General features: G+C 43.2%; 25 protein-coding genes and 1 riboswitch. Of the genes, 19 read left to right on the top strand and 6 right to left on the bottom strand.

Features of this window, described 5'->3' with window-relative positions:
• Nucleotides 1-157 precede the first annotated feature (157 nt).
• From maoP to bluB, 15 genes are all read left to right on the top strand, one after another.
• The gene (gene maoP, locus A3738_RS06280; RefSeq protein WP_068482169.1) at nt 158-505 is read left to right on the top strand and encodes a DUF413 domain-containing protein; all 348 of its coding nucleotides are present in this window, start codon (nt 158-160) and stop codon (nt 503-505) included.
• A gap of 108 nt (nt 506-613) precedes the next feature.
• A complete protein-coding gene (locus A3738_RS06275) occupies nt 614-1,474 on the top strand; it encodes an energy transducer TonB (protein WP_068477629.1) in 861 nt (286 codons plus the stop codon).
• Between the two features lie 120 nt (nt 1,475-1,594).
• Nucleotides 1,595-1,801: riboswitch (cobalamin riboswitch) on the top strand.
• Nucleotides 1,802-1,906: 105 nt separating this feature from the next.
• Nucleotides 1,907-3,847 carry a TonB-dependent siderophore receptor gene (locus A3738_RS06270; protein ID WP_068502673.1) on the top strand — a complete coding sequence of 647 codons (1,941 nt, stop codon included), beginning with the start codon at nt 1,907-1,909 and terminating at the stop codon, nt 3,845-3,847.
• Between the two features lie 13 nt (nt 3,848-3,860).
• On the top strand, nt 3,861-5,042 hold the full coding sequence (locus A3738_RS06265; protein ID WP_068481552.1) for a hypothetical protein: 1,182 nt from the start codon (nt 3,861-3,863) through the stop codon (nt 5,040-5,042).
• Between the two features lie 12 nt (nt 5,043-5,054).
• Nucleotides 5,055-6,509 (top strand): cobyric acid synthase, encoded by a 1,455-nt coding sequence (locus tag A3738_RS06260; protein ID WP_068481555.1) that lies wholly within the window; start codon nt 5,055-5,057, stop codon nt 6,507-6,509.
• Nucleotides 6,506-7,036 carry a bifunctional adenosylcobinamide kinase/adenosylcobinamide-phosphate guanylyltransferase gene (gene cobU, locus A3738_RS06255; protein WP_068481558.1) on the top strand — a complete coding sequence of 177 codons (531 nt, stop codon included), beginning with the start codon at nt 6,506-6,508 and terminating at the stop codon, nt 7,034-7,036. The genes A3738_RS06260 and cobU overlap by 4 nt, the downstream gene beginning before the upstream one ends.
• A gap of 7 nt (nt 7,037-7,043) precedes the next feature.
• Complete coding sequence (gene cbiB / locus A3738_RS06250) at nt 7,044-8,078, top strand: adenosylcobinamide-phosphate synthase CbiB (RefSeq protein WP_082878530.1); 1,035 nt, start codon at nt 7,044-7,046, stop codon at nt 8,076-8,078.
• Nucleotides 8,079-8,083: 5 nt separating this feature from the next.
• Nucleotides 8,084-8,908 carry an ABC transporter ATP-binding protein gene (locus A3738_RS06245; RefSeq protein ID WP_068481561.1) on the top strand — a complete coding sequence of 275 codons (825 nt, stop codon included), beginning with the start codon at nt 8,084-8,086 and terminating at the stop codon, nt 8,906-8,908.
• Between the two features lie 50 nt (nt 8,909-8,958).
• Complete coding sequence (locus tag A3738_RS06240; RefSeq protein ID WP_082878533.1) at nt 8,959-9,942, top strand: iron ABC transporter permease; 984 nt, start codon at nt 8,959-8,961, stop codon at nt 9,940-9,942.
• A gap of 65 nt (nt 9,943-10,007) precedes the next feature.
• On the top strand, nt 10,008-10,982 hold the full coding sequence (locus A3738_RS06235; RefSeq protein ID WP_197473640.1) for an aminotransferase class I/II-fold pyridoxal phosphate-dependent enzyme: 975 nt from the start codon (nt 10,008-10,010) through the stop codon (nt 10,980-10,982).
• Nucleotides 10,975-11,808: a cobalamin-binding protein gene (locus tag A3738_RS06230; protein ID WP_082878529.1), complete on the top strand. Its 834-nt coding sequence runs from the start codon at nt 10,975-10,977 to the stop codon at nt 11,806-11,808. The genes A3738_RS06235 and A3738_RS06230 overlap by 8 nt, the downstream gene beginning before the upstream one ends.
• 42 nt (nt 11,809-11,850) lie before the next feature.
• Nucleotides 11,851-12,462 carry a cob(I)yrinic acid a,c-diamide adenosyltransferase gene (gene cobO / locus A3738_RS06225; protein ID WP_068476065.1) on the top strand — a complete coding sequence of 204 codons (612 nt, stop codon included), beginning with the start codon at nt 11,851-11,853 and terminating at the stop codon, nt 12,460-12,462.
• A gap of 1 nt (nt 12,463) precedes the next feature.
• Nucleotides 12,464-13,468, top strand: a complete 1,005-nt coding sequence (cobT, locus tag A3738_RS06220) for a nicotinate-nucleotide--dimethylbenzimidazole phosphoribosyltransferase (RefSeq protein ID WP_068481573.1) — start codon at nt 12,464-12,466, stop codon at nt 13,466-13,468.
• Nucleotides 13,469-13,486: 18 nt separating this feature from the next.
• Nucleotides 13,487-14,248: an adenosylcobinamide-GDP ribazoletransferase gene (gene cobS, locus A3738_RS06215; protein ID WP_068481576.1), complete on the top strand. Its 762-nt coding sequence runs from the start codon at nt 13,487-13,489 to the stop codon at nt 14,246-14,248.
• Nucleotides 14,249-14,276: 28 nt separating this feature from the next.
• A complete protein-coding gene (gene bluB / locus A3738_RS06210) occupies nt 14,277-14,936 on the top strand; it encodes a 5,6-dimethylbenzimidazole synthase (RefSeq protein WP_068481579.1) in 660 nt (219 codons plus the stop codon).
• Nucleotides 14,937-14,949: 13 nt separating this feature from the next.
• Here the strand turns inward: bluB and A3738_RS06205 are convergent, their stop codons facing one another.
• The 3 genes from A3738_RS06205 to A3738_RS06195 all read right to left on the bottom strand — a co-directional run bounded on the left by A3738_RS06205 (nt 14,950) and on the right by A3738_RS06195 (nt 19,133).
• Nucleotides 14,950-16,134: a DUF819 family protein gene (locus tag A3738_RS06205; RefSeq protein ID WP_068481581.1), complete on the bottom strand. Its 1,185-nt coding sequence runs from the start codon at nt 16,132-16,134 to the stop codon at nt 14,950-14,952.
• Nucleotides 16,134-17,348, bottom strand: a complete 1,215-nt coding sequence (locus tag A3738_RS06200) for an alanine racemase (RefSeq protein ID WP_068481584.1) — start codon at nt 17,346-17,348, stop codon at nt 16,134-16,136. Before A3738_RS06200 ends, A3738_RS06205 begins: the two co-directional genes overlap by 1 nt.
• A 105-nt stretch (nt 17,349-17,453) precedes the next feature.
• A complete protein-coding gene (locus A3738_RS06195; protein WP_068502670.1) occupies nt 17,454-19,133 on the bottom strand; it encodes a transporter substrate-binding domain-containing protein in 1,680 nt (559 codons plus the stop codon).
• 81 nt (nt 19,134-19,214) lie between these two features.
• On the opposite strand from A3738_RS06195, the gene A3738_RS06190 reads away from it, so the two are divergent.
• Nucleotides 19,215-20,093, top strand: coding sequence for a diguanylate cyclase domain-containing protein (locus A3738_RS06190; RefSeq protein ID WP_068502668.1), 879 nt, complete (start codon nt 19,215-19,217; stop codon nt 20,091-20,093).
• On the opposite strand, the gene A3738_RS06185 is transcribed toward A3738_RS06190, so the two are convergent.
• The 3 genes from A3738_RS06185 to A3738_RS06175 all read right to left on the bottom strand — a co-directional run bounded on the left by A3738_RS06185 (nt 20,090) and on the right by A3738_RS06175 (nt 23,029).
• Nucleotides 20,090-20,932 (bottom strand): metallophosphoesterase, encoded by an 843-nt coding sequence (locus A3738_RS06185; protein WP_156502731.1) that lies wholly within the window; start codon nt 20,930-20,932, stop codon nt 20,090-20,092. The genes A3738_RS06190 and A3738_RS06185 overlap by 4 nt on opposite strands.
• A gap of 1 nt (nt 20,933) precedes the next feature.
• The gene (locus A3738_RS06180) at nt 20,934-22,316 is read right to left on the bottom strand and encodes a sodium:proline symporter (protein WP_068502665.1); all 1,383 of its coding nucleotides are present in this window, start codon (nt 22,314-22,316) and stop codon (nt 20,934-20,936) included.
• Nucleotides 22,317-22,432: 116 nt separating this feature from the next.
• Nucleotides 22,433-23,029 carry an N-acetyltransferase gene (locus tag A3738_RS06175; RefSeq protein WP_068481603.1) on the bottom strand — a complete coding sequence of 199 codons (597 nt, stop codon included), beginning with the start codon at nt 23,027-23,029 and terminating at the stop codon, nt 22,433-22,435.
• A gap of 129 nt (nt 23,030-23,158) precedes the next feature.
• Between A3738_RS06175 and A3738_RS06170 the strand changes: the two genes are divergently transcribed.
• Genes A3738_RS06170 through A3738_RS06160 form a run of 3 tightly spaced genes read left to right on the top strand, consistent with a single transcriptional unit; the run spans nt 23,159 to nt 24,319 of the window.
• The gene (locus A3738_RS06170; protein WP_068481606.1) at nt 23,159-23,590 is read left to right on the top strand and encodes a YeeE/YedE family protein; all 432 of its coding nucleotides are present in this window, start codon (nt 23,159-23,161) and stop codon (nt 23,588-23,590) included.
• A gap of 2 nt (nt 23,591-23,592) precedes the next feature.
• Nucleotides 23,593-24,012, top strand: coding sequence for a DUF6691 family protein (locus A3738_RS06165; RefSeq protein ID WP_068481609.1), 420 nt, complete (start codon nt 23,593-23,595; stop codon nt 24,010-24,012).
• 1 nt (nt 24,013) lies between these two features.
• Nucleotides 24,014-24,319, top strand: a complete 306-nt coding sequence (locus A3738_RS06160; RefSeq protein ID WP_068481612.1) for a helix-turn-helix transcriptional regulator — start codon at nt 24,014-24,016, stop codon at nt 24,317-24,319.
• The last annotated feature ends 214 nt before the right edge of the window (nt 24,320-24,533 follow it).

Here is a 24,533-nt window from a genome sequence, read left to right as displayed (position 1 = left end):
TAAAGATTATTGTGCAATGTGGCCACATGTAGCCGTATTGAATGTTCGTCACATCAATCGGAGTTTAGATCGTTGAGAATACGAGGCAGCTAGGGAGTAGTCAGCGTATAACAATAATTTGAGCGGGAAGAGCTCTATAAATATAAGGGAGTAAGCGATGCTAGATAAAAGCTTGGTATCGGGTAAGGCATTTCGTGACGACAAGAATTTTCCACATGGATTTAGTCGCAGTGGGAATTTTTCTCGTAATGAGTCAGAACTACTAACACGAGGAGGCTGCTGCGCAAACAGTCTTATTGCCGGAGAAATAGAGCCAAAGGGAAAGGCTCAAAAACAGCTGATTGCAGTGTGCCGCGGTGAACGCGACGCCGAGACTGAATTTGAAAAAGTCTGGATGAAGTACGCTGATTTTATTGGTCGTAAACGCTGCGTGTTTAGCTTTGCATCAAGTGGAAATTTAGCATCATCTGAAGGCAGAGTTTACGCTAAAGACTTATTGAGTTAAGTCAGCCTGAGATACAGACCAAAGTATGGTGCTTTGGGTCAACGTCTTGCGTTCGTAATTGGTGTTTTTGTATAGTTCGCCGCTCAAAATTCATTTGCTTGAGCGGTTATGTTGCAAAACTACATCAATTATCGGAAGCCAAAAATCGTTTGGAATAATCCGAATGCGGGATTTCTGACGGCGTTTGCCGCAGCGGTAATTGTTCATCTGTTGGTAGCGATCGTTTTCTATTCGTATGCGCTAGGGCCTAAGGCGTATATCGTCGATAATTCAACGTACCGGGTTGCCTTGTCTCAACGCATTTTAGAACCCACTCCTGAGTCTATTATTGAACCCTTGTCGGCCAGTCAAGAATCGCCAAAACAGGAAGATCTTACCCCTAAATCGAAACCCGATCCTGTGGTGAAGCCTGTCGAGAAACCGGTTGTCGAACCCGAACCTCAAAAGTCAACGGAAGCCATTTTAGAAAGCGAGCCTTCTAAATCATCACCGGTTGAGACTATTCAAACAGTTGCTCCATCCAAGAAGAAAATTGCGAAGCAATCCGAAGCGAGCATCAGTGATCATTCGGATAAGGGTGAACCTGCTAATAAAGTTGCCGAAAGCAAAGCAAAAGAGCAGCCTCAACAAGATCAAAAAGAGCAGAAGGCTCCGGTCAAGAAAATTGAAGAGCCTAAAGAGCAATTTAGATCGCCAGCTTATGTGCTAGGTAGCCCTTCAAATCCCAGACCAGTTTATCCTAGCTTAGCGCGCAGGCGTGGTTGGGAAGGGGATGTATTATTAGGAGTGCATGTTGATGTTACGGGCTCGGTGACTTACGTAGAGATTCTAGAATCGAGTAATGTATCGGCTTTAGATTTTGCCGCTTATTCAACTATTTACGAAAGCTGGAGCTTCTCTCCTGCTGATGCGGCTGAAGCTTCGTTGAGAGGCTATGTTACTGTACCCATCTCGTTTAGGCTCGACTAAACGTTTTGCTCTTCATTGCAGTTCTGATCTTCGTACACTCGACCATGTTACTTCATTAGTCCCGTCACTCCTTGCCCCAGTTTTAATAAATCAATTGACTTGAAAATGTGAACTGCGTAAAGTCGCAGCCCTGCTTGAGGTGCTCAATCACTAAATCTAGTGAGCGAGTGAAACGGGAAGTTGGTTGAAGTCCAACGCTGCCCCCGCAACGGTAAGCAAGTTAAGTCGGCATCCTCGCCACTGTGCAGTAAAGCATGGGAAGGCCGTTCGACTAAGTCGAATGACAACTTGTAAGCCCGGAGACCGGCCTGAAGTGATTTTTTAGATATTGCGGAGGGCGATATTTGGGACTGATGTCTAACGAACTAGATTGTCGCTCGTTAACCATTACTGTTCTTTGCTTCTCTCTCTGCGCGATTGCTGGTGAAGTGCGTGGGTCTACGTTTAGTTTTACTTTCTCTACTTCTTGTTTCGACGTTTGCTGTTGCTGAGGAAACCGTCGAGCATGAAACCGTTGTGGTGACAGCTTCTAAGCTTGATGCCGATCATATCAATACCGAGCATACTTCAAGTCATACAACAGTAATTCGTTCTAGTGAGTTTGGTCATGAGTTCTCTAATGTCGCGGATGTGTTATCTGATCAGAGTGGCGTTCAAATTCGTCAAGTAGGTGGGATAGGTTCTTATTCGACTGTGAGTATCCGTGGGTCTAGTGCAGCACAAGTTAATGTGTTTCTCGACGGCATGTTATTGAATGATGCGCACGGAGGAATTGTTGATCTTGGCAATATTCAATTGAGCTCAATCGAGAGAATAGAAATATATCGTGGTAATACCCCAGCGCAGTTGGGCGTGTCATCAATTGGTGGTGCAATAAATCTCGTAAGCAAAAAAGGTGCTGCGAAGCCTTATCATACTGTGAGGGCGGGCTATGGATCGTTCAAAAGCCAGCTCGGCGCGTTGACCTCTGCTTTTCATTCTGGAGATACAAATTATCTTGTTAATGCAGAGTATGTTTCTAGCGACAACGACTATGAGTTTTTAAATGATCGGCAGACTCCTAACAATCCTTTCGATGATGAGGTACAGCGTCGTCAAAACGCACAATACGAGCAAGGAGCGATTCATTTATCTGCGGTCACAGATATCTCTAAGTCTTTAGATGCAAATAACGTAGTTCGCTACTCGAAGTCTTCTAAGGGCGTGCCGACTGCGCGAAACGCCAAAGATAATTCGGCGACATATGATGTTGAAACCCTATCTATTCAAAGTAAGTTGAATCATGAACTTTCTACTAGGTTAAAAGCGTCTTATCAGATTTATGGTTCGCTGTTGAAAGGCGATTATGACGACACTGAAAACAAAGTTGGTCTGTCTGCAAATCTAGAGAAATCTGAGTCATCTAATATAGGCGTTAAAACTGACTGGGCTTTATCTTCGGGTAATCATTTGTTCAATATTGCCGCACTGCTACGTTTTGAAAAATATGAAAACGAAGACCTTATTCAGAACACGTCTACGGATGCATCGCGCATGCAAACATCATTGATTGCTCAAGATGAATGGTTAAATTATGCGGGTACCTTACAACTAACCGGTAAGATTGGTCTTCGTTATTTGCAAGACGATCAAGATATTCCAAAATCAGTTAGTAATACTGAATCTTATTACGCTGCTTACAGCGGCCTGCGCTACACGTTTTTTCCATCCCTCGCACTCACCGCAAGCCTCTCTCACGAAGTCCGTCCGCCCAAACTTAGCGAATTGTTTGGTGACACCGGTTCGTTGTTAGGCAATGACGAGCTGGTCGAAGAGTATGCAACCAACGCGGAACTTGGGTTGCAGTTTTTGCAGGGGAATTCCAACCTTAACTCCTCCTTGTTTTACAGATCACTAAAAGATGCGATTGTCGTTATTTTCGATTCGCGCGGAATAGGTCGCGCTGAAAACGCTGCAAGTGCGCAGATATATGGTCTTGAAGTAGACGGGAGCATTCTATTGACTGAATTTTGGAAAGCTGGGTTAAGGGCGACTTTGCAAAGTAGTGAAGACACGTCTGATATCCCAGCTTTTAAGGGGAACTCTCTCGCTGGCGTGTATGAATCTGCCGCGACTATTTCAAATGAATTGTCGGTGTTCGACTACAAGCTAAATTTGGAGTATCAACGCCAAGATGGTGGTTATTATGATCGAAGTGCGTCTGCAGAGATGCCAACAAATGAACAGATTAACGTTAGTATCGAGCGCCGTTTGGGTCAGCACAACGCAAGGCTTTCCTTAGTAAATATTACAGACGAAAGAATCGAAGATTTTAATCGTTACCCGGGTCCGGGACGACGAGCTTTCCTAACCTATAGCTATACCTTCAATTAAAGGAACTGAAAAAATGAATGCTAGACAATTAATAAAAGCGACCGCATTAGTATCTATTTCGGCATTTCTTGGCGCATGTTCAAGTAGTGATTCAACTGACAACTCTGTCGACTGTTTTGACTGCGCGGTAATTTCCACGGTATCAGCAGACTTTACATCAAGCGCTGTTCAGTTTACTGATACAATCCCAGCTTACGAAATATCTTCGGATTATGCTGCTCAAGATTTATCTGATGTACGCTTTCTAACATTTGGCGATCATTTCTATCGCATGGGGCGTTTCGGGATTAACAACTTAGCGAAATTCTCATTTGATGATGCCGAGAACCCAATTTGGGAATACTCTGTGGCTAAGGATGATAGCGATAATCCAAACCCATATACGGTGGTGTTTGTATCTGAAACACAGGCTTATGTTTTACCTTTTGGTACTGATGAGATTATTGAGATTAATCCAAGCGTTACTGATAGTAATCAACAAAGTGATTTTATCGTAGATCGCTTAGACTATTCGAAATATAGCTTTGGAAATGGAATCGGAGCATCGGATGGTTTTGTGAAAGATGGATTGCTGTACGTTCTATTAAATGGCCAAGATTCATCTTTTGTTCCGCAGACCTCTCGAATTCTTGTGATTGATCCGTCGACAAATCTTGAAGTCGACGTGAATGGTTCAGGTGAAGCGTACGACTTAACCGTCAAGAATGCCCAAGATATGGATGTAGTGGGTGGTTATATATATGTCGCTGGGGTAGGTCGTTATGCTTCATTAGATGGATCTCGCCCTGCTGAACTTACAGGTGGTATAGAGAAAGTTGATATCCGTGGCATGACTTACTTGAGTACCTTATTAGTTGACGATAATGATGCAAGCGTAAATGCACAAATTGCGGGAGTTGAAGTGTCATCATCTGATAACAAAGCATATTTAATTCGTTATAACGCTTTCCAGGATAACGACCTTATTCAGTTTAACCCAACATCTGGAGCTGTAAGTGCTTCGCCGAACGATGGATTTTCAGGTTTAGACATTAAAACAATCGAGATTGATTCAAGTAACCAACTTTGGGTTGCACTTGGCGATACAGTTAATCCTCGTATAGAAGTGATTAGCATAGCGGATGATTCATCGGTGGCGACCATCAACACTATTCGTAATCCTGTTAGAATTGAATTCGCCGATACAACTAACTAAAACACGAATTTTATGTCCACATTAATGATACAAGGCACGACCTCGGATGCAGGTAAAAGCATTCTCGTCGCCGCCTTGTGTCGTTGCCTGTATCACCGAGGAATTTCGGTGGTACCGTTCAAACCTCAGAACATGGCGCTGAACAGCGCTGTGACCGCCGATGGTGGAGAGATAGGTCGTGCGCAAGCCCTACAAGCGCAGGCCTGTCATCTTGAACCTCATACCGATATGAATCCGATCTTGCTGAAGCCCAATACAGATATTGGTGCACAAGTCATTGTGCACGGTAAGGCTAAAGGTGATATGGATGCAGTCAGCTATCACCGTTACAAAACCCGGGCGATGGACGCGGTCCTCGAATCTCATCAGCGGCTCGAAGAGCAATATCAGTGTGTCATTGTGGAAGGTGCAGGCTCCCCGGCCGAGATAAATCTTCGCGATCGAGATATCGCTAACATGGGCTTTGCTGAAGCGGCTGATTGCCCTGTCATTATTGTCGCTGACATCGATAAAGGAGGTGTGTTCGCGCAATTAGTGGGGACTTTAGATCTTCTTAGCGAAAGTGAGCAAAATCGCGTTGTGGGTTTTGTGATTAATCGATTTCGGGGCGATATAAAACTCTTAGAGAATGGACTCGAATGGTTAGAACAGCGCACTGGCAAACCTGTATTGGGTGTTTTGCCTTATCTTCATGGTTTGAATATTGATGCAGAAGATGCGTTGCCAGATGACAACTTGAAGCAAGACGGTGAGTTTCGTGTTGTAGTGCCAGTGCTTCCGCGCATTAGTAATCACACAGATTTCGAGGCTTTGCGTTTACATCCAGAAATAAACTTTACTTATGTTCCTCCGAATGGAGACATCCCTCCTGCAGATTTAATTATCCTTCCTGGTTCTAAGTCGGTTCGCGCTGATCTAGCCTTTTTGCGTGAGCAAGGATGGGAAGATGCAATAAATAAACATCTTCGATACGGTGGGAAAGTACTCGGCATCTGCGGCGGTTATCAAATGCTGGGCCAAAGCATTGATGATCCTGATGGTATTGAAGGCGATCCAGGTTTATCTCAGGGCTTTGGGTTCTTGGAACATCATACAATGCTTACAAAAGAAAAAGCGCTTGTTCGGGTAAGAGGGCAGTTTGCCTCAGATGGTGTTGCCGTCCAAGGTTATGAGATACATGCTGGTCGTACGCATGGTGAATCATTAGATAGGCCGTTTATTCACTATGAGAATGGTAATTCAGACGGCGCTGTGAGCCTTGATTCAAATATTGCGGGGACATACTGGCATGGTCTTTTAGATACACCTGATGCGCTTACTTCTGTGCTTAATTGGGCGGGCTTTAAAGTTAAAGAACAACTTGACTATCAAGCTGTTCGTGAAGCTTCAATTGAGCGTTTGGCTGTTGCATTTGATGAAAGCATCGATATGGAGAATGTGCTCAGTTTCTTGGAGTTAGATGAATGAAGCATCTAGTCCTTGGGGGTGTTAAGTCTGGAAAAAGTCGATATGCAGAGACTCTTGCTGCAGATGTAGCTAGCAAAACTAAATTTAACGTTGCATTAGTCGCAACCGCACAAGCTCTTGACGAAGAAATGACTCAGCGTATTAGCAAGCATCAAATCCAGAGACCGGATAATTGGGTGGTGATCGAAGAGCCTGTCGATCTTGCTAAAGCTTTAAGAGATTTAGATGCAGACCCGAGCGTAGGTGTTATCGTGATTGATTGCCTAACACTATGGTTGACCAATTTGCTTGTAAAACCTGAGGTTGTTGACCATAAAGATTCGTTTATTTCTGTGTTTAAGGGGCAACTAGAGACGACAGATACACCTTGTATTTTGGTGTCTAATGAAACCAATATGGGACTCATTGGTATGGATAAACTTACCCGTGATTTTTGTGATGAAGCTGGACGCTTGCATCAATCCCTAGCGACTATCTGTGATCATGTGAGTTTAGTCGTCGCCGGTTTACCCCTTTCAGTGAAGTGAGCTGGTTATGTATCTTTTATCACCAGATCTGCTTTCGCCAACCTTGAGCGCATTCGCTGAGCTTTCGTTTTTCCCGATTTTTACTAATCCGGTTTACGCTTCAATGTGTGTCTTGTTGGCTTTTGTATTCGATTCGATACTTGGTGAGCCAAAAAAATATCATCCGATCGTTGGCCTTGGAAATCTTATCGCGGTCGTTGAACGAGCTTTTTATCCTGAGAATAACAATAGACCTCGATTGCTAATTAGGGGTGTGAGTGCGGCGTTTATTGTGCATAGCTCACTGTTTATTTGTATTTTGCTAGTGGTGTTGGCGCCGTCAGCGATCATAGAGAGTGATAACGTACATGTATGGTTTGGTATGCTGTCGGTCATTATCTTGTATATATGTATTGCTCCTCGCTCTTTGATTCAGCACATTTCTTCAGTCGAAACGACTCTCGCGAGTGGAAATGTTGAAAATGCTAGAGTTGCTCTTTCAAGGGTGGTCAGTCGCGATACGTGTTCGCTTGAAGAACCAGAGATTGCCAAAGCGGCGATTGAAACACTTACCGAGAACGAAAATGATGGAGTGATTGCGCCTTTGTTTTGGTTCCTTATTGGAGGCCCGATTGGTGCCGTATTTTTTAAAGTATCTAATACCTTAGATTCAATGTGGGGCTATCGTAACACTCGGTATAATTATTTTGGACGTTTCTCCGCGCGCGTCGACGACGTCCTTGGTTATATTCCTGCACGCCTTTGCGCTTTGATTTTTTCGATTTCAATTCGCCGTTTTGTACAAGCATTAAGAAATGGGCGAAATTGGTATAGCCCAAACGCTGGTCCAGTGATGGCCGCTGGTGCACTAGCATTGGGTGTCTCCTTAGGAGGGCGGGCTGTCTACGATGGTTCAGTTAAAATACGTCCAGTTTTGGGAGCCGGCCCCGAGCCAACACCTCTCGATTTAACGCGATCAATCACAATGATTCGCTGGATACACAGGTGCCTAATGTTAGGCTTTTCTGTGCTGTTTCTAGTGTCGCTAGTATTGGGCTGGTGAACGGTATGTCTTCGCAAATTAAAAATGCAACGATGTTGCGGGTAGAACATTTAAGTTGGACAGCACCAAGCAGAGGATTAGCATCCCCAGTAAAAATTCTTGATGATGTTTCATTTAAAATCGAGACGGGCAAGTTTGTTGGCCTTATTGGCCCAAACGGCGCAGGGAAGTCCTCTTTGATGCGATGTGTCTATCGAGTAACTAAACCCACTGAGGGCGAAGTGTTTGTGGATGAACAGAATGTTTGGGAATTGAGTGCGAAACAATCTGCCCTAAAAACCGCTGTTATTCTTCAAGAACAAAATGACTATATGGGCTTAACTGTTCATGATGTTATCGCACAAGGGCTGACGCCCCATAAGGGCTTGTTTGAATGGAATACTCGAGATGATGATGCCTTGATCGCGCAGCTCCTCAAAGAGATGGAGCTTAGTGAACTTGCAGAGAAGCCCTTTTCAGTTCTGTCAGGCGGCGAAAAGCAAAGGGCTTATTTAGCACGAGCCTTGCTCCAAAAGCCGCAGCTACTCATCATGGATGAACCGACTAACCATTTAGATATTCATTTTCAGTTAGAGGTGCTTCGTAAAGTTAAGGCCCTTCCGGTGACGGTCTTTGCTTCATTTCATGATTTGAATTTAGCGGCTGCGTTTTGTGATGAAATTATTGTCTTAAATCACGGAAAATTATGCGCCCAAGGTTCTCCGGAAGATGTACTGAACGAGGATCTTATTAGTGAAGTATATCGGACATGCTGTGTCGTCGATCGCCATCCTTTATATGACCATCCGCGCGTTAGTTTCGCCTTTCAAGACGGAGTTCACCGTCAGTGATAGGCATAACGCGAACAACTGTTTTTATAAGCCTTTGCGTGGCTGTGGCCATGTTCAGTCTGTTTGTTTCTGTCGTCTTCGGTGCGGCGAGCATTACTTTTAATGACGTGCTTTCGAGTACTTTCAGCCTTCTGACAGGCCAAGAATCTGAAATCAGTGCGATACGTGAACGTATTATATGGGAGTTACGTGCCCCAAGAGCGGTATTGGCGTTTCTTGCGGGAGCAGGTTTGTCCCTTGCTGGTGCGGTACTTCAGACCGTCACGAGAAATCCCCTGTCAGATCCATATTTGTTTGGTATTTCCTCCGGTGCATCCTTTGGGGCTGTGCTGGTGATTGCGGCGTTGTCAGGCACTAGCGTATCGGCAATTTCTGGATTTTCAGAATATAGTATTGCGGTTGGTGCGTTTGCTGGCAGCCTTTTTTCGGTAGTAATCGTCATCGCACTCGCAGGGCGAAGCGGAAACGTTGAACGTATGTTGCTTGCGGGTGTCGCGACGTCCTTCATGTTTAGTGCGGCGACAAGTTTAGTTTTGTATTTGTCTGATCCCTTGGCAGCTGCATCACTTATCTTTTGGACCTTAGGAAGCTTTGCTCGCGCGGAGTGGGCTTCAATAGGACCGGTGATTGTCGTTTTACTGATTAGCTTGCTTTGCTTCTTCGCCTTTTCTCGGCCTCTAAAAACCATGTTGGCTGGAGATGAAAATGCAAAGGCGCTTGGTGTTAATGTCGTACGCTTACGCCTTGGGATGCTGGTGATGAGTTCGCTAATGACCGCAGTGTTGGTCGCAAATTGCGGTGGCATCGGTTTTGTTGGCTTGATGATTCCTCATATTGTTCGAAGATTAGTCATTGGATTACGTGTTAACTTGTTTGTTGCTGTGGCCATGGTGGGTGGTATTTTCATGATTTGGGTGGATGTGCTTGCTCGGGTCTTGCACGAGGGAACAGAGCTGCCAATTGGCGTAATTACAGCAGCGCTGGGGAGTGCTTTTTTCTTACTAGTGCTAGTGCGAAGAGATGCACGTTCATGACTGATATTTCGAAACCTAGGCCAAAACATGGTGGAGACCTTTCGTGCTTGAGATATGAGCGGGATTTGCAAGGTAGCATTTTAGATTTATCGAGTGCGGTCAATCCTTTTGCCTATGACAAACTAGATAACGAGCCAGAACAATGGAAATCTCTCCCGAATATCTCGCCCTCTTTGAAAGAGAGGGTTGCGCAATACTATGACAATGAGAACTTCCTCCTGACACCAGGTTCTCAGTGGGCTATTGAGTATCTGCCTAAGCTATTCAAGCAACAGCTCGATAAGTCTTTGTCAGTTGCGGTGCCGAGTGAGGGTTATGCTGAACATCGCTATCATTGGCAAAAAGTGGATGCACGACTGTATGAGTATGACGTCTTGGCTTCTAATGAACTAATCGAAGCTGTTGATATTTGTGTTGTGATCAATCCAAATAATCCAAGTGGAGACTTTCTTACCGCAAAAGAAATTATTACGTTAGCCGAGCGAATGACCGCGGCTGGAAAATGGATGATCATTGATGAGGCTTTTGTCGATTTTCATCATGAGTTTTCCGTGTCGAGTTACGTTGGTAAGCCCGGGCTAGAGAACTTAATTGTTCTACGCTCGTTCGGTAAATTTTCAGGTCTTCCTGGCGCGCGTATCGGAGCGGTGGGTGTTTCTACTCAGTTACGCCATGTCGTAAAGAGTGACATCCCATTGTGGGGCATTAGCGGGCCATCTTTAACGCTGTTTGAACGTGTTGTAGCAGATCAGGCATGGTTGCGTTCTGCTTGTGAAGAAGTGACAGTTTGGTCTCGCAAATTAGATGTTGTGTTACGGCGATACTTTAGTGATGTAAACAGCGCAGTAAAGCTATTTTCAATAATCAGAACACCTGACGCACTCATTATATTCGAACGGCTACTGAGTGATGGCGTGTATGTCCGTTTGTTAGATAACGGTTTAGGCCTTCGTGTTTCTGTTCCGAAAAACGAAGCAGAATTAAATTACCTAGAAACTGCGCTCGCGCGCGCCTTTAATAGAGAAGATATTAGTGCTTAAGTTTAGTGTTTCTGTGTTTTTGCTTTTGTTCGTATCCATGGTTGCGAATGCTAAACAGGTAGAACGTATTATTGCGTTGTCGCCGCATTCGGTTGAGATACTTTTTTTGTTAGGCGTAGGTGACAAGATTGTCGGAACGGTCGATTTTGCGGACTATCCAGAAGAGGCTAAATCGATTCCGAGGATCGGCGGGCATACTGCTATCCAGATTGACCGGGTACTTGAACTTGAGCCAGATATAGTGATTGCCTGGGAGAGTGGTAATCCAACACGAGACATCGAACGAATCAAAGAGTTAGGTATCGTCGTGTATGAAAGTACAACGAAAGAACTCGAGGATATTCCGCAAGAGATATTGAGAATAGGCGATAAGGTTGGACGTTCAGCTGAAGCTCAGGTGCAGGCGCAAAACTATCGGGAGCGTCTAGATTCTTTACGTGACAATTATCAGTCTAGAAAACCTGTCAGTTTCTTCTATCAATTGTGGTCTAAGCCATTACGTACAATGGCTGCAGGGAGTTGGATTAATCAAATGTTCGCAGGTTGCGGTGCTGTAAATGTCTTCGACGACCCTTCAATGGATTACCCGCAAGTAAGTTTAGAATCCGTGATTGATTTGCGTCCAGAGGTCATCGTTGTGCCAACGCATCACGGTACAGAAATGGACTTGAATATGTGGAATGACTGGCCTGAGATTCCTGCGGTTAAAAACGATCATATCGTATTTTTTAATGGTGACTTATTGCACCGGTTTTCATATCGAACACTCTACGGCATGCAGCAAATTTGCGAAGTGTTTGATGATATTAGACAAAGCAAAAAGTAGCGCATTGATAAGCGTAGCTTTAAACAAAGTAAGAGAAGGTTTATGACAGACGAGAATGCTAAAAACGAATCGCACAAGAAAGCGATGCAAAAGCAAAAAGAAAAAGTAGACGCGCATATTGCAGCGGCTGATGAAGAACGCGGTATTTCTTTGCTACTTACCGGTAACGGCAAGGGCAAAAGCAGTTCTGGGTTTGGAATGGTATTACGTGCCTTAGGGTATGGGCATAAAGTTGGCGTTGTTCAATTTATTAAAGGTGCTCAGCTTTCAGGAGAAGAGATCTTTCTAAAAGAGAAGATGCCAGAAGTTGATTTTTACCAGATGGGTACTGGGTTTACTTGGAATACGCAAGATCGAACGGCTGATATTGAAGCTGCTCAAGCGACCTGGGTTGAAGCCGAACGTATGTTGAAAGACGAAAGTATTGATCTCGTTTTACTTGATGAATTGACCTATATGATTGCCTATAAGTATCTCGATGAGCAGATGATTTTGGATGCAATCGCGAACCGACCACCCGAGCAGAGTGTGATTGTTACGGGTCGTGGCGGTGGTAGCGCTTTAAGAGATTTGTGCGATACCGTTTCTGAGGTGAAGGAAGTGAAGCACGCGTATAAAGCAGGTGTGAAAGCACGTAAGGGTGTTGATTACTAGAATGAGCTTTGCCGATAGCGTTCAGCGAAAAATAGATACCAAGACCAAGCCTATTGGTGCGCTTGGAGATATTGAGGCGTTAGCGAAACAAGTGTGTTTAATTCAGCAATCGCTGGAACCTCAACTCACCAAACCGACCATGCTGGTTTTCGCAGGCGATCATGGTATCGCCGGAGAAGGCGTGAGCGCATATCCGCAGGAAGTGACTTGGCAAATGGTCATGAACTTTGTTGCTGGAGGTGCTGCGATCAATGTATTTACGATCCAGAATGGTATGGATCTTCAGGTCGTTGATGCAGGTGTTAACTATGAATTTCCTGATGATTTGCCGATCGTTTATCGCAAGACAGCAAAAGGAACACGTAACTTTTTAGTTGATCAGGCGATGACCGAGTGGCAACTGAATCAATCCTTACAATCAGGCGCGGATGTTCTTGGTGAGTTGCATGATAAAGGCTGCAATGTTGTTGGGTTTGGTGAAATGGGTATTGCAAATACGGCATCTGCAGCTGCTCTTATTTCCCAGTTAACTGGGATTCCGGTATCAGAAATAGCTGGTCGCGGTACGGGGCTTAATGACCGTCAACTGAGTCATAAAATTCAGGTACTTGAAAAGTCTTTTACCTATCATGGTGAGTTAGATGGTGTTCACGCAGTACTCCAAACGTTTGGTGGTTTTGAAATAGTACAAATGGTTGGTGCGATGCTCGAAGCAAGCAAACGTAATGTGCTGATATTGGTTGACGGCTTTATTGCGAGTGCCGCATATTTATGTGCATACAAGCTGGACCCTTCGATTAAGGACAATGCCGTGTTTTGTCACTGCTCTCAGGAGCAAGGGCATAGAAAGCTGTTAGATTATTTAGGCGTCAATGCGCTACTAGATTTGAATCTTCGCTTGGGTGAGGGCTCAGGATGTGCTTTGTCTTATCCGCTTGTAAAGGCGGCTGTATCGTTTATTAATGAGATGGCTAGCTTTGAAGATGCGGGCGTCTCAGACGCTTAAGCCAAACGAGCCTCGATCATGATTAAACGACAGCTTCAACTAATCCATTATGCTTTGATGTTTTATACGCGCATCCCTTTGCCATCTTTGAGCAATGTAGATCAGAGCACGCAAGACCATGCCAGCCGCTATTTTCCCCTTGTCGGCTGGCTGGTTGGTTCAACGACAGCTCTCGCATTCATCCTTTTAAGTCATATATTTTCTCAAGAGCTAAGTATTCTTCTCGTCATATTACTTGGCATATACATGACGGGCGCCTTTCATGAGGATGGTTTGGCTGATACCTGTGATGGTCTTGGTGGTGGTTGGTCACAAGAGCACATCCTGAATATTATGAAGGATAGCCGTTTAGGTACCTATGGTGCTGTTGGGCTATTCTTCGCACTGGCGTTAAAGTTCATCGCACTGATGCAATTACCTGCTGATTATGTACCGGTTGTTATATTAGTTGCTCATGTTTTTTCGCGTTGGTATAGCGTTCTGGTAATGCGAATGATGCAGTATGTTCGTTTGGATGAAACTAGCAAGGCTAAGCCGATTACAAAGCGTTTTGGTAATAAAGATTTTTCGATAGCAACGGTTTTATCATTTCCTGCATTAATCTTACTTCCTCCTAATACTATAATAGCTGTCGTACTTATGGGATTGCCGGTTTACTATCTGGCGATCAAACTTAAACGGTGGTTAGGCGGCTACACTGGAGATGCGCTGGGCGCAATCCAACAGATCTCCGAGATTGGGTTCTTGTTGGCTGTTCTAGCATTATTACGCCTAGCTTAATGTTCTCAAACCTCACGCGCATATTGCCATGAATGATTCTTCTGACCCTACGTTTTCCTATACTCGCGCAGAAAAAACAGCCATTTATAAAGTCATGGCGGAACGCCGAGATATGCGGCATTTTAATAACGAGAAGGTTTCCGAAGACCTTATTAGCAAGCTGCTATATGCGGCTCATATGGCTCCGAGTGTTGGTTTAATGCAGCCGTGGCGTTTTATCCGAATTCGCAATACTGAAAAGCGTGAAGCGATTCAAACGCTAGTAGAGAATGAGCGCGATCTTACCGCTGCTGCATTAGCCTCTCGCAAAGCTGAGTTTCTTAAACTCAAAGTAGAGGGTTTAAAAGAATGTTCAGATGTCATTGTTGCGGCACTGCCCGATAAGCGTGATGAACATGTATTTGGGCGACGAACATTACCAGAAATGGATTTGGCTTCGTTGTCTTGCGCTATTCAAAATATGTGGCTTGCCGCGCGTGCTGAGGGAATTGGTATGGGATGGGTCTCCATTTTTGACCCTGAGGCGCTAAAAACGGTTTTAAACATGCCGCCCGATAGCCATCCTGTCGCGATTCTATGCATTGGTCATGTAGATGCTTTCTATGAGAAGCCCATGCTCGTTATGGAGGAGTGGGCGACAGAGCGTAGCTTAGATGAGTTCGTGTTTGAGGACGAATGGCAATACTAAGCTTAGCCTACAATCAAAGGATAGATTTTAACGATATTGCCACGACGATTCCTAAATAATTACCGAGAACATAGCCAGTAATTGCCGCGCAAAAACCGGGCACCAATAAGGCTTGATTGCGAAGTGCTCCAACAATCACTGGGATAAAAGGTACAGACATTATTGCTGCGGAAGATGTGACCAAGAAAGTGTCTACATCAATCTTGAAAACGCGACAGAGTCCCGCATGAATTGTCATAGCGCCAATTAGCATTAAGCCAATGTAGCTAAACAGAGCCCAATTTAAATCTGCTAGAACACTTAAGTTCGTCATACTTCCCATCGTAAAGCAGAACACAAGTACTAGGTACATTCCAACGCGAAAGCTCACTGTTAAACGACGAATTTGAGGAATGAACGAAGCAAGCATTCCGAGCGTTGTAATGAGAATGATTGTTCCTGATGATTTCATTGAACTGGGCAAGAGACTCGCCAAGCCAAGTGCTAAACCAATGATTAGTAGCGAGAGCACTGCCGTAATTATACCTTCTTTTAAACCTCTGAGCGTTCCAAGTACTTGGTAACTTGCTGAGGTTTCTTCGCCCAAATGTGCAAACTTGTTTTCCGACTTGTTAAGTACGTCCTGAGCTGCTGGTAATAAGACTTTGGTGAATAGCGGTTTGGCGAAACTTAAGACAAATAGCAAATATATCGCAGATAATAGAATGTCATAGCTAGTCATCATCACGAATATATCTTTATCACCTTCTATGGCTGCGTTGATTGCGGCCATGTTTGGCCCTCCGCCCGTATAAGCACCAACAGATAAGCCTGCTACCTGCCATAAGCCTTCGATGTGTCCTTGAAAAATAAAACTGAGGATAAACGTACAAATAATGATTGAAGCAAAAGCCATCAACATAGATTTACTAGATGAACCTGCTTGGGTAAAAGCACTTTTTAAATCTATAGAAAATACGAGTAAGGGTAGCGCAAGAGCGATTGTGAGTTCTGTAATTTGGGTTTGAATATTGATAAGCGAATTGGACACAAAAGGCGAGACATCGGTAATAGAACCGGTTAGTGTGTTCAAGAGAATCCCGCTCGCAAAACAAACCAATACCAGTCCTGCTCGATCAATTAGAGCATGACGCAGTCCTAGCGTAATTGCGATTGCAGGAAAAACTATGCATAAAAGGGCGATACAAACTTCAATCATTACGACTCTCGAGATTTACCTTTTTTATTAGCATCAAGTCTGACTTGAGTCGCTTGATAAACCGGCCAGTAGTCGATTTCGTTATTTGGTTTGATTAACAGAAGTTCTCCAAACTGGAGCATGACCGCCTCGCTTTGGGTCGGACGAAATAAAACGCAGTCACCAGGCTTTAGAGTGTCGTTAGTGTGCGATATAAATTCTTGATTGCTCGATCGACCAAACAAGGAGTTAGTCTTGAAACCCTCTGGATAAAATGGACTCGCCATCCAGTTACCTCCGTAAATATATGCACCTTTATTAGGGACTTTACCGATAAAGCGAAATAGTGAATTCAATGGGGTATTGAAGGGCTGAGGTAAGGGGAGTTGTGGTTTTTCGACTGCCTTTAGTATTGGTGTTGCAATGAACAATGCTGGCTTGAACTCGTTCAAATGAGGAAGCTCAAAGTCTTCAGGTTTTACAAAGATAGATCCAATCGAAATATCATTAATGACATCGTTGCCCTGATACTCAGTGAAAGTTGTACTGCCAGCGCTATTAAATGTTAGCTCTTCTTGATTGCCAAAACGCTCTGCAATCGCTTTGAAGCGGCGATATTTCTCTGTGACCTGTTTAAGTGCTAATTTCATACCCCCGAATACATCAGGGATTTTAGACGCATGAGCTTCATAGCCCATGAGACCTGAGAAACTTAGATTCTCTGAATCTGCGATGGTAAGTAACGCGATTTTTAGTTGATCTTCGTGAGCGAAACCCCCGCGGTTCAGACCTATATTGATCTCTAAGTTAATACGAATGTTTATGTTCAGCCGCTCAGCAATTTCCAAATATGCGTCTAAGTGTTCGTGAGTATCGATTAGCCACTGAACATTATCTAGCACTAAACCTTCTTGAAGAAATTCAGTCGCAAGGTGCTCAAAACTTGCCGGGGGCATGGGCTTGCCTAACAGAATATCTGCCTTGGGAAAGATTTTTGCGGTCTGCTTGATAAAAGGTCCGTGAAAACACATGAACCGTGAGCAATTTAGTTGATCACTAATGTATTTAATTAACTCAGCACACGGTAAAGATTTGACGACTAAGCGTATGCTTTTATCGCCATCAATGCGACGACGAACGCTTGCAATATTTTCATTCAAAACTGACTGTTCAAGCACGAGTGTGGGCTGAAGAATATAAGGTGAAATTGATTCGCAGAGTTGATTAGGGCTCATTACGCTTTTTCTTTGTGACTGCAGATCAAAGTGTAAATTAAGCTAATCAACCGGAACAATATTAAAGAAGGTCAAAATCAAACGTTGTTTATTAAATGAAATAACTCAAGCGTTTTCGCGCTCATTCACGACGATGCTCGATTTATTGAATGTGCATTTGAATACCGCGCCTTTTAACGTTGAAGGCGTGTGCTCAGTGAGCTCTATGCTTCCGTTGTTTCGCTCAATAACTCGTCTAACAAGTGCAAGTCCAATCCCAGATCCTTCAGATTTATCACGTGACTGCCCGACTTCAAACGGCATAAATATCGAATTTAACTGATCTTCGTTAATTCCCTTTCCACTGTCACTAAACGTCATTTCTAAGGACGTGTTTAATTGTTTGAATTCCAACTTGATATATAAATCGCTATCTGCGCCACTATGAAGAATACTGTTTTTTATCAGGTTGCTTAACACCAATTCAAACAAGGTTCTGGATACATGTAGCTTGGCATTTGGTGCGATAATAATGTTTACATTTAGTGGTGAGTCGAAATTATTTACTAATTCCCTTGCGCACAGATTCGGATCTATTAATTTATTGTCATCAGCACTGTGCTTGTCAGCACGAAAGAAAATTAATAGGTCTGAGAGTAGGTTTGATAGTCGCGTTGATCGGCTCTTAAGAAGCGAAAGATGTTCTCTAACGTTATTATGATTATCGGTGGCTAAGTCTTCTTCGGCCCATTGAATGAGATTTTTCATTCCATTTAGAGGAGCGCGCATGTCGTGACTTGCTAATGAAACGAATGTCTCTAAATTCTGATTTGCGTCGGCTAGTGCTTCGTTTTTATCTTGAAGCTCGGTATATGCTCCCTTCAGAGCCCTGTTTAAGTCTTTGTTTTTATCTAGCTCGGAAGAGATTGTCATTCTACTTTTCACGAATGCTATCAAGCAGAGCAAGGTGAGTAATGAGAGAATAATCAGACCGATATTTTGAGTTTTGACGCGTTCTTGCTCGTGCCAAAGTTGTTCTACCATTTGGATGCTCGGCGTCATCCAATTTTTGATCGATCGGTCTATCGTTCCATCGGCATAAAGTATTGCAAGGCCCTTATTAATTTGATCCAAAATTAAGTCATTGCCTTTTTTAACAGCGATGCGTGAATAGCTTTTTGGTAATGGACTAGAAATGCTTTTTAAGTTTGCAATTCTAGAATTGAAGATCGTATTCATTCCGACGAGATGATCAACGAGGACGGCATCAATGTCTCCGTTTATGACGCCGCGCATTCCTTCTTCCCACGAGCTTACCAACGCCAATGGGATATCGTTACGTTTGAGGTAACTGTAGGGGTAACCCTTGGCCTCAACACCGATAATCATGTTATTTAGATCAATATTATTTTCGTCGAAGTTAGAATCCCGATGCACGAATAAGTGGAATTCTGAAACAACGAGTTCTGTTGAAAAATCTAATATCTTTTCTCGTTCAGGATTGGTGTTGATATGCAACAAAGCATCAACACCACCTTTTAATATTTGTTCTTGCGCTTGCGCCCAGTTCATTCCGATAACACAAGTCGGTTCACTAATATAGCTTTCGAGCTGTTTTGCTATATCAAATACGATTCCTGAAGCATTCTCATTCTCTTGAATGAAGTAGGGAGATATCGATTCATTCGCGGCAAAAATCAACGTATTCTCTGGGCATTCTTTCGCGTGAATAATGGGGCTGACAAGGTAAACTGCGAGAAAATATGCCAAGTAAGTAAAGTATCTATATTTATTGTTTTTATACATTTTGAAACTTAAGGGATCAGTGGAAACACAAGTTTATATATGCTAAGTATAGTTCATTAAATGAACGGGTACGGTGTTCATATGCGAATTTTAATTGTCGATGACGACGTAGTTGATCAGATGGCTATTTTTCGGGCGCTCCCAAAAAAGTTCGTTATCTCTCAAGCAGAATCCGTAAAAATGGCCCGACGAGCGCTTGATGCCACTTCATTCGATTGTGTTATCGTTGATTACTCAATGCCTTTGCAAAAAGGCACCGATTTAGTTTCCAAATTTAATTCCTACGAGAAGGTTACTCCTGCCATTGTTATGGTGTCACATAGCGATGAAAAAAACATTGAATATGAAGCCTTGTCTCAAGGCGCACACGAATTCTTGTGTAAATCGGAATTAAGCCAGTCCTCTTTAGTGAATACGATCGATAAAGCGGTTACACGAGCGCGTTATATCAACGACGCAAGATTGCGGCATCGCGAAGCCCATGAAGATGCGAATACAGATTCACTTTGTAATATTCGTAATCGACGAGGGCTTAATTTGGAGCTTGCTGACATCGAAGGCGTAAGAGGAAGTTACGAGCTAGTTGTTATAGATGTTGATAATTTTAAGGGGATTAACGACACCTTCGGTCATTTGGTTGGCGATCAAGTTCTACGTTTTATCGCAAACAAATTATCAGCTATGGATTCAGATAATCTGATCACCTTCCGCTTAGGCGGAGATGAATTTGGTGTGTTAAAGATAAATGATGATTCGTTTGATGGAAAGGTCGTTGATAGTCTCGAGTTGCAATTGCAACAGGAAATAAAACACGGCTCTATAAATCTAAAAGGTATAGATATCTCCTTCTCTACAAGTCTCGGAATTGCGAAGTGCATTGATCAAATATTCACTTGGGATCAGTTGTACGATGACGCAGATCAAAATCTATATCACGTGAAAAAAAGCCTAACGCACTAAGGTATATTTGATATCAATTCTGTCGCGATACTGAGTGTTTTGCCTGTCTTTTTAATTTCGGTTTCTGGCAATATATCAAGGCTAGGCCATAACCCGTTTCCAAGCGCGTTGATATATCCCTGATTCAATCCTGCACTTTGCATAAGGGCCTGTGTGTTCTTAAAGTCATAACAGAGACGATGCCAGCTGACCTCTAAACCTTCTGCATTTGGTGTTATTAGCATATACCAGACATCTGCAGTTGCGTCATTTGCGGGCATTCCAATAACGCCGGCATTCAACCATGCCTTGTCTTCAATCAACTCTCCAAAAGGCAAGCCACAATGTCCGCCAATAATTATGTCGGAGTCGGTTTGCTTAAGTTGCTGTAGTTTGTCCGTCGTAGAGCTTGACCTAAAGATAAATTGACTCTGTTGGTTCACTCCGCCATGGATGACAATGATGGTTTTACCGTGGTAGTTAATCTTTAGATTATTGGGAAGGTCTGCCATCCAGACTTTCTGATCTTCACCAATTCTTGCTTTAGAGTATTCGTACCATTGTTTTGACGCGAGGTCGCACGACGAGTTTTCCTCAAATCCGCAGCCACAATCGAATTTATCGTTTCCTAATGCGTCTTCACAATTGCCTTGTACAACGTGAATACCCCAATCATGAATTAAGTCAGTACACTCTCGCGGCGAGGCGCAATATGCAACAATATCGCCTGTGCAAATAACGTTGCTTTTGGGAATTTTTAGCTCAACGGCTTTTTCACGAATTGCCAGAGTGGCGGCCAAATTACTATATGGCCCGCCAAACACGAGTAAGGGTAAGTCTTGTCTTACTTCAATGAGCACACTAGACCCCTGACAATTGTTGGGTGCGTGGTTTATTCATAATTAGAGAAATAAAGAATGCAGTGCACCCAATCGCTAATACGCTCAATGAAATCCACAGAAGCTTCGTATATTTATGTGCGTCACCGAGTAATGCTGTATGCCCTGATGATTCAGTAAAATATAAGGCAGCACCGCCGATAGCGCTAATGAATGAGCATAAGTAAGCCCAAGGTGATATATGTTCATTACCCGCCCAAATGCAGAAAAATATTACTGGCGCAAGGTACATTGAAGCTGTGCCGCTTACTGCTACTGCACTAAAGATGTCTTTGTTACCCAAGAAGACCATTGCGATGCCTAAAATCATGAAGGCAAGCATGATGATTCGTCCATTAGTGATAGTCGCGGCCATCACTTTCATATCAATGACAACGAGTTTTGCAGAGCTAGATAATGTGCTGTCGAGCGTTGATAAGGCAGACACCACGAGTGCAATATTAAATAGCAGCATCATATTGTCGCCGAGAATTCGTTCTAAGGTGACGTTCATAGAATCGCCGTCCAAAGCATTTGCCCCAGCAATTATGCCAAGAGAACCGAAAGCAATGATGCATAAAATACTAATCCACGCAGCATGCAAAAAACTACGCTTAGTTGTATCTCTGTCGGCGATAAAACCTCTATCCATCATGACTGGATCGTGAAGTGGATAGCTCCAGACCTGCAGCAGCGCTACAGCAAGTAGGATTGGCCCAGGGTTAGTTACATCAAACTCGACAAAATTCAGCGCTTCTACGCTGTAGAGGCCATCACCTAATGCACTAACTACAAGTAAGGCTAGAACTGCGATGAAAATTAGCATTTGCATAACATCTGTTTTTAGCGACGCATGTAAGCCTCCTAACATCGAGTAAATCATAGCAATGGCAGCAAAAGCGACAACGGCGATGGTATAGCTACTCGTGCCAGCGGCTCCAAATAGAATTCCGATCACTAGAATGTTTGCGAAGACTTCGCTTATCAGACGCAATCCAACCACAAAGTTGTAACAGTGCGTGCCTAATTTGCCGAAACGATCCTCTAGGAAGGATTGGACGCTATTGAATCCGTGTTTAAAACGAATTGAATCAACGATGGCTGCTCCAGTTAGGAATGATAAGTAATAAGCCGCATAAGCAATCGTTCCCCATATGCCGTAATAAAATCCTAGTATGGCTGCGTTAAGTAGAGATCGAGCAAAAATCCAAGTCGTGACTTGGCTGAGCACTAAAGTGAACAGAGATGGAGCCTGACCTTGTGGGCTGAAACCGGAAAAGAAACCTTCGTTAGATTTTGCTTTCGGTGAGATTGCGATTGATAACAAGGCGAGTGCAGCAACAACAATTGGTAGGGTTGCGCTCATGAGAAAGACTCCGTGTGTTTATTATGTTGTAAAATGGTCTACTTCTAGACTTCTAGACTTCTAGACTTCTAGACTTCTAGACTTCTATCGAACCGATTGGTTCAAATCCTGTGTAATTAAAAACTATTTGTAGGATTTCTTATCATCGACCACATAGGTGGACTTCCTTTTCCTAGATCGATCTGGCCAATACTCTCAAAGCCAAAGCGTTGATAGAACATTAAATTTTCTTCTTTGCTGTTCTCTAGATAGATCGGCATATTTGCGCTTTCAGCGGTCTGTATACATCTATTCATGAGTAAGGTGCCGTAACCTGAGCCCCTCGCTTCTTTAACCGCGCCAATTCCAAGAATATAGTAATGCGGTATAGATGGGGTATGTCGTACAACAAGCGTTTCCGCGCGAATTCCACGTAATACGCTCTTAAAACCGCCGCTTGAGATCATTGCTGGAACTAAAGGTAATGACGATATGACAGGCACATGCTTACTGATTCCTGGTTTCAGAAATAATACTGCCGCTTTATTGTCTGGGGTTGCATAGCTGTCGCTGTATTTAAGATATATGCGTTTAGCATAAAGGCCGAAAAACAGGCCGATGTTCATGCTAGGTCCAAATATCCAACGTTGAATCGGGTCGTCATCGAAAACCTTTCCCATGATATCAACTACACGCTGATAATCATTTGGTCCAAGTTGCTCTAGTTCTGTCATCTATATCGGTACTGTCTTAATTTTGTGTGATCAAGATATGTTATTCGCTGAGAAGAATGAAGTTAACAAGTATGTATAAAATACATTAGAATTATCTAAATTAGATACTTCTAATGTTTGAGGTGTTTTATGGAAGCATATATTCCTGCTTTGTCAGGTGGATTATTGATTGGTGCTGCTGCGGCTGTTTTATTAGTTTTGCTAGGACGAGTAGCGGGCGTGTCAGGTGTTTTGTTTTCGACAATGACGGGGCTATTGAAAGGCGACGTCAGTGACAATTTATGGCGAATTTTGTTTTTGGTTGGCCTAGTGCTAGGTCCAATTATTGTTCATCAATTTGGAGGTTTACTGATACCTGATGCTCCAGAAGGCTCTATTACTCTAGCAATTGTAGCGGGCTTATTGGCGGGGTTTGGAATCAAGGTTGGTTCAGGCTGTACCAGTGGTCACGGGATATGCGGTATGGCGCGCTTATCTAAACGCTCGATTATTGCGACCTGTACGTTTATGGCTGCGGGTTTTGTTACAGTATTTATCGCACGTCACGTGATGGGAGCTTAAGCATGAAAAATTTAGTTGGTATGTTTGCCGGCATTTTATTTGGTGCTGGTTTGGCTTTATCTGGGATGACAGATACGCAAAAAGTTATTGGATTCTTAGATTTTTTCGGTGCATGGGATATTACGCTGATGTTCGTAATGGGAGGAGGATTGCTAGTGAGCTTCCCTGTTTATCAGTATATGAAGAATAAGCCTCGTCCAGTTTTTGACGAAGATTTCCACTTACCATCGAAAACGATTATCGATAAAAGACTTATTGGTGGCGCGATATTGTTTGGTATTGGTTGGGCCTTGTACGGATATTGCTCGGGACCGGCGATTTCGTCTTTGGCTTACGGGGATATGAATTCGATAATATTTGTCGTCACAATGGCAGCTGGGATGCTGTTGTCTAAGCTTTTACCGACAGCCGATAAGGCCTAATATGAAAGTTGACCAAATCCAGATCGAACAACAATCTGTGGTTGTAGAGCGCTATCTTAAAGCGCTCTCTAACAAAAATAGATTGATGATTTTATGCTCATTGGCTGATGAAGAGCTTTCAGTTTCGGAAATTAACCGCAAGGTTAACTTGTCTCAATCTGCTTTGTCGCAACATTTAGCTTTGTTGCGAGAAGATGATTTTGTCGATACCAGAAAAGTCGGTCAATCGGTTATATACAGTATTAAGGACGATAAAGTATTGGCACTCATACAGAGTTTTTATGCAATTTTTTGCAAGAATATATAGTTCATATATGGCCTTGTCATTAAAAAACTGACCAAATGGTTTATTAAAACAATGATTTAGTGATTTAAAGGTGTTATAGATGAGAACTATTTCGACTATGGCACATTTATATTTCAAAAAAGTGACTATTTGGTCAAATAAGGTAGTTTTTGATCTAGAAATTGATTCGCAAAATCTGTAGCTTCTCGTCCCGTTCAAAATACAAAGTTCGTAC

Source organism: Oleiphilus sp. HI0066, assembly GCF_001635725.1.
Note: the sequence above shows the minus strand (reverse complement) of the source record. Positions and strands in the feature narration are given on the sequence as shown.

Excerpts from the sequence above, each read along its gene's own strand:
- maoP (WP_068482169.1), top strand. The coding sequence starts at position 158 with ATGCTAGATAAAAGCTTGGTATCGGGTAAGGCATTTCGTGACGACAAG.
- A3738_RS06275 (WP_068477629.1), top strand. The coding sequence starts at position 614 with ATGTTGCAAAACTACATCAATTATCGGAAGCCAAAAATCGTTTGGAAT.
- A3738_RS06265 (WP_068481552.1), top strand. The coding sequence starts at position 3,861 with ATGAATGCTAGACAATTAATAAAAGCGACCGCATTAGTATCTATTTCG.
- A3738_RS06260 (WP_068481555.1), top strand. The coding sequence starts at position 5,055 with ATGTCCACATTAATGATACAAGGCACGACCTCGGATGCAGGTAAAAGC.
- cobU (WP_068481558.1), top strand. The coding sequence starts at position 6,506 with ATGAAGCATCTAGTCCTTGGGGGTGTTAAGTCTGGAAAAAGTCGATAT.
- cbiB (WP_082878530.1), top strand. The coding sequence starts at position 7,044 with ATGTATCTTTTATCACCAGATCTGCTTTCGCCAACCTTGAGCGCATTC.
- A3738_RS06245 (WP_068481561.1), top strand. The coding sequence starts at position 8,084 with ATGTCTTCGCAAATTAAAAATGCAACGATGTTGCGGGTAGAACATTTA.
- A3738_RS06240 (WP_082878533.1), top strand. The coding sequence starts at position 8,959 with ATGTTCAGTCTGTTTGTTTCTGTCGTCTTCGGTGCGGCGAGCATTACT.
- cobO (WP_068476065.1), top strand. The coding sequence starts at position 11,851 with ATGACAGACGAGAATGCTAAAAACGAATCGCACAAGAAAGCGATGCAA.
- cobT (WP_068481573.1), top strand. The coding sequence starts at position 12,464 with ATGAGCTTTGCCGATAGCGTTCAGCGAAAAATAGATACCAAGACCAAG.
- cobS (WP_068481576.1), top strand. The coding sequence starts at position 13,487 with ATGATTAAACGACAGCTTCAACTAATCCATTATGCTTTGATGTTTTAT.
- bluB (WP_068481579.1), top strand. The coding sequence starts at position 14,277 with ATGAATGATTCTTCTGACCCTACGTTTTCCTATACTCGCGCAGAAAAA.
- A3738_RS06205 (WP_068481581.1), bottom strand. The coding sequence starts at position 16,134 with ATGATTGAAGTTTGTATCGCCCTTTTATGCATAGTTTTTCCTGCAATC.
- A3738_RS06200 (WP_068481584.1), bottom strand. The coding sequence starts at position 17,348 with ATGAGCCCTAATCAACTCTGCGAATCAATTTCACCTTATATTCTTCAG.
- A3738_RS06195 (WP_068502670.1), bottom strand. The coding sequence starts at position 19,133 with ATGTATAAAAACAATAAATATAGATACTTTACTTACTTGGCATATTTT.
- A3738_RS06190 (WP_068502668.1), top strand. The coding sequence starts at position 19,215 with ATGCGAATTTTAATTGTCGATGACGACGTAGTTGATCAGATGGCTATT.
- A3738_RS06180 (WP_068502665.1), bottom strand. The coding sequence starts at position 22,316 with ATGAGCGCAACCCTACCAATTGTTGTTGCTGCACTCGCCTTGTTATCA.
- A3738_RS06175 (WP_068481603.1), bottom strand. The coding sequence starts at position 23,029 with ATGACAGAACTAGAGCAACTTGGACCAAATGATTATCAGCGTGTAGTT.
- A3738_RS06170 (WP_068481606.1), top strand. The coding sequence starts at position 23,159 with ATGGAAGCATATATTCCTGCTTTGTCAGGTGGATTATTGATTGGTGCT.
- A3738_RS06165 (WP_068481609.1), top strand. The coding sequence starts at position 23,593 with ATGAAAAATTTAGTTGGTATGTTTGCCGGCATTTTATTTGGTGCTGGT.
- A3738_RS06160 (WP_068481612.1), top strand. The coding sequence starts at position 24,014 with ATGAAAGTTGACCAAATCCAGATCGAACAACAATCTGTGGTTGTAGAG.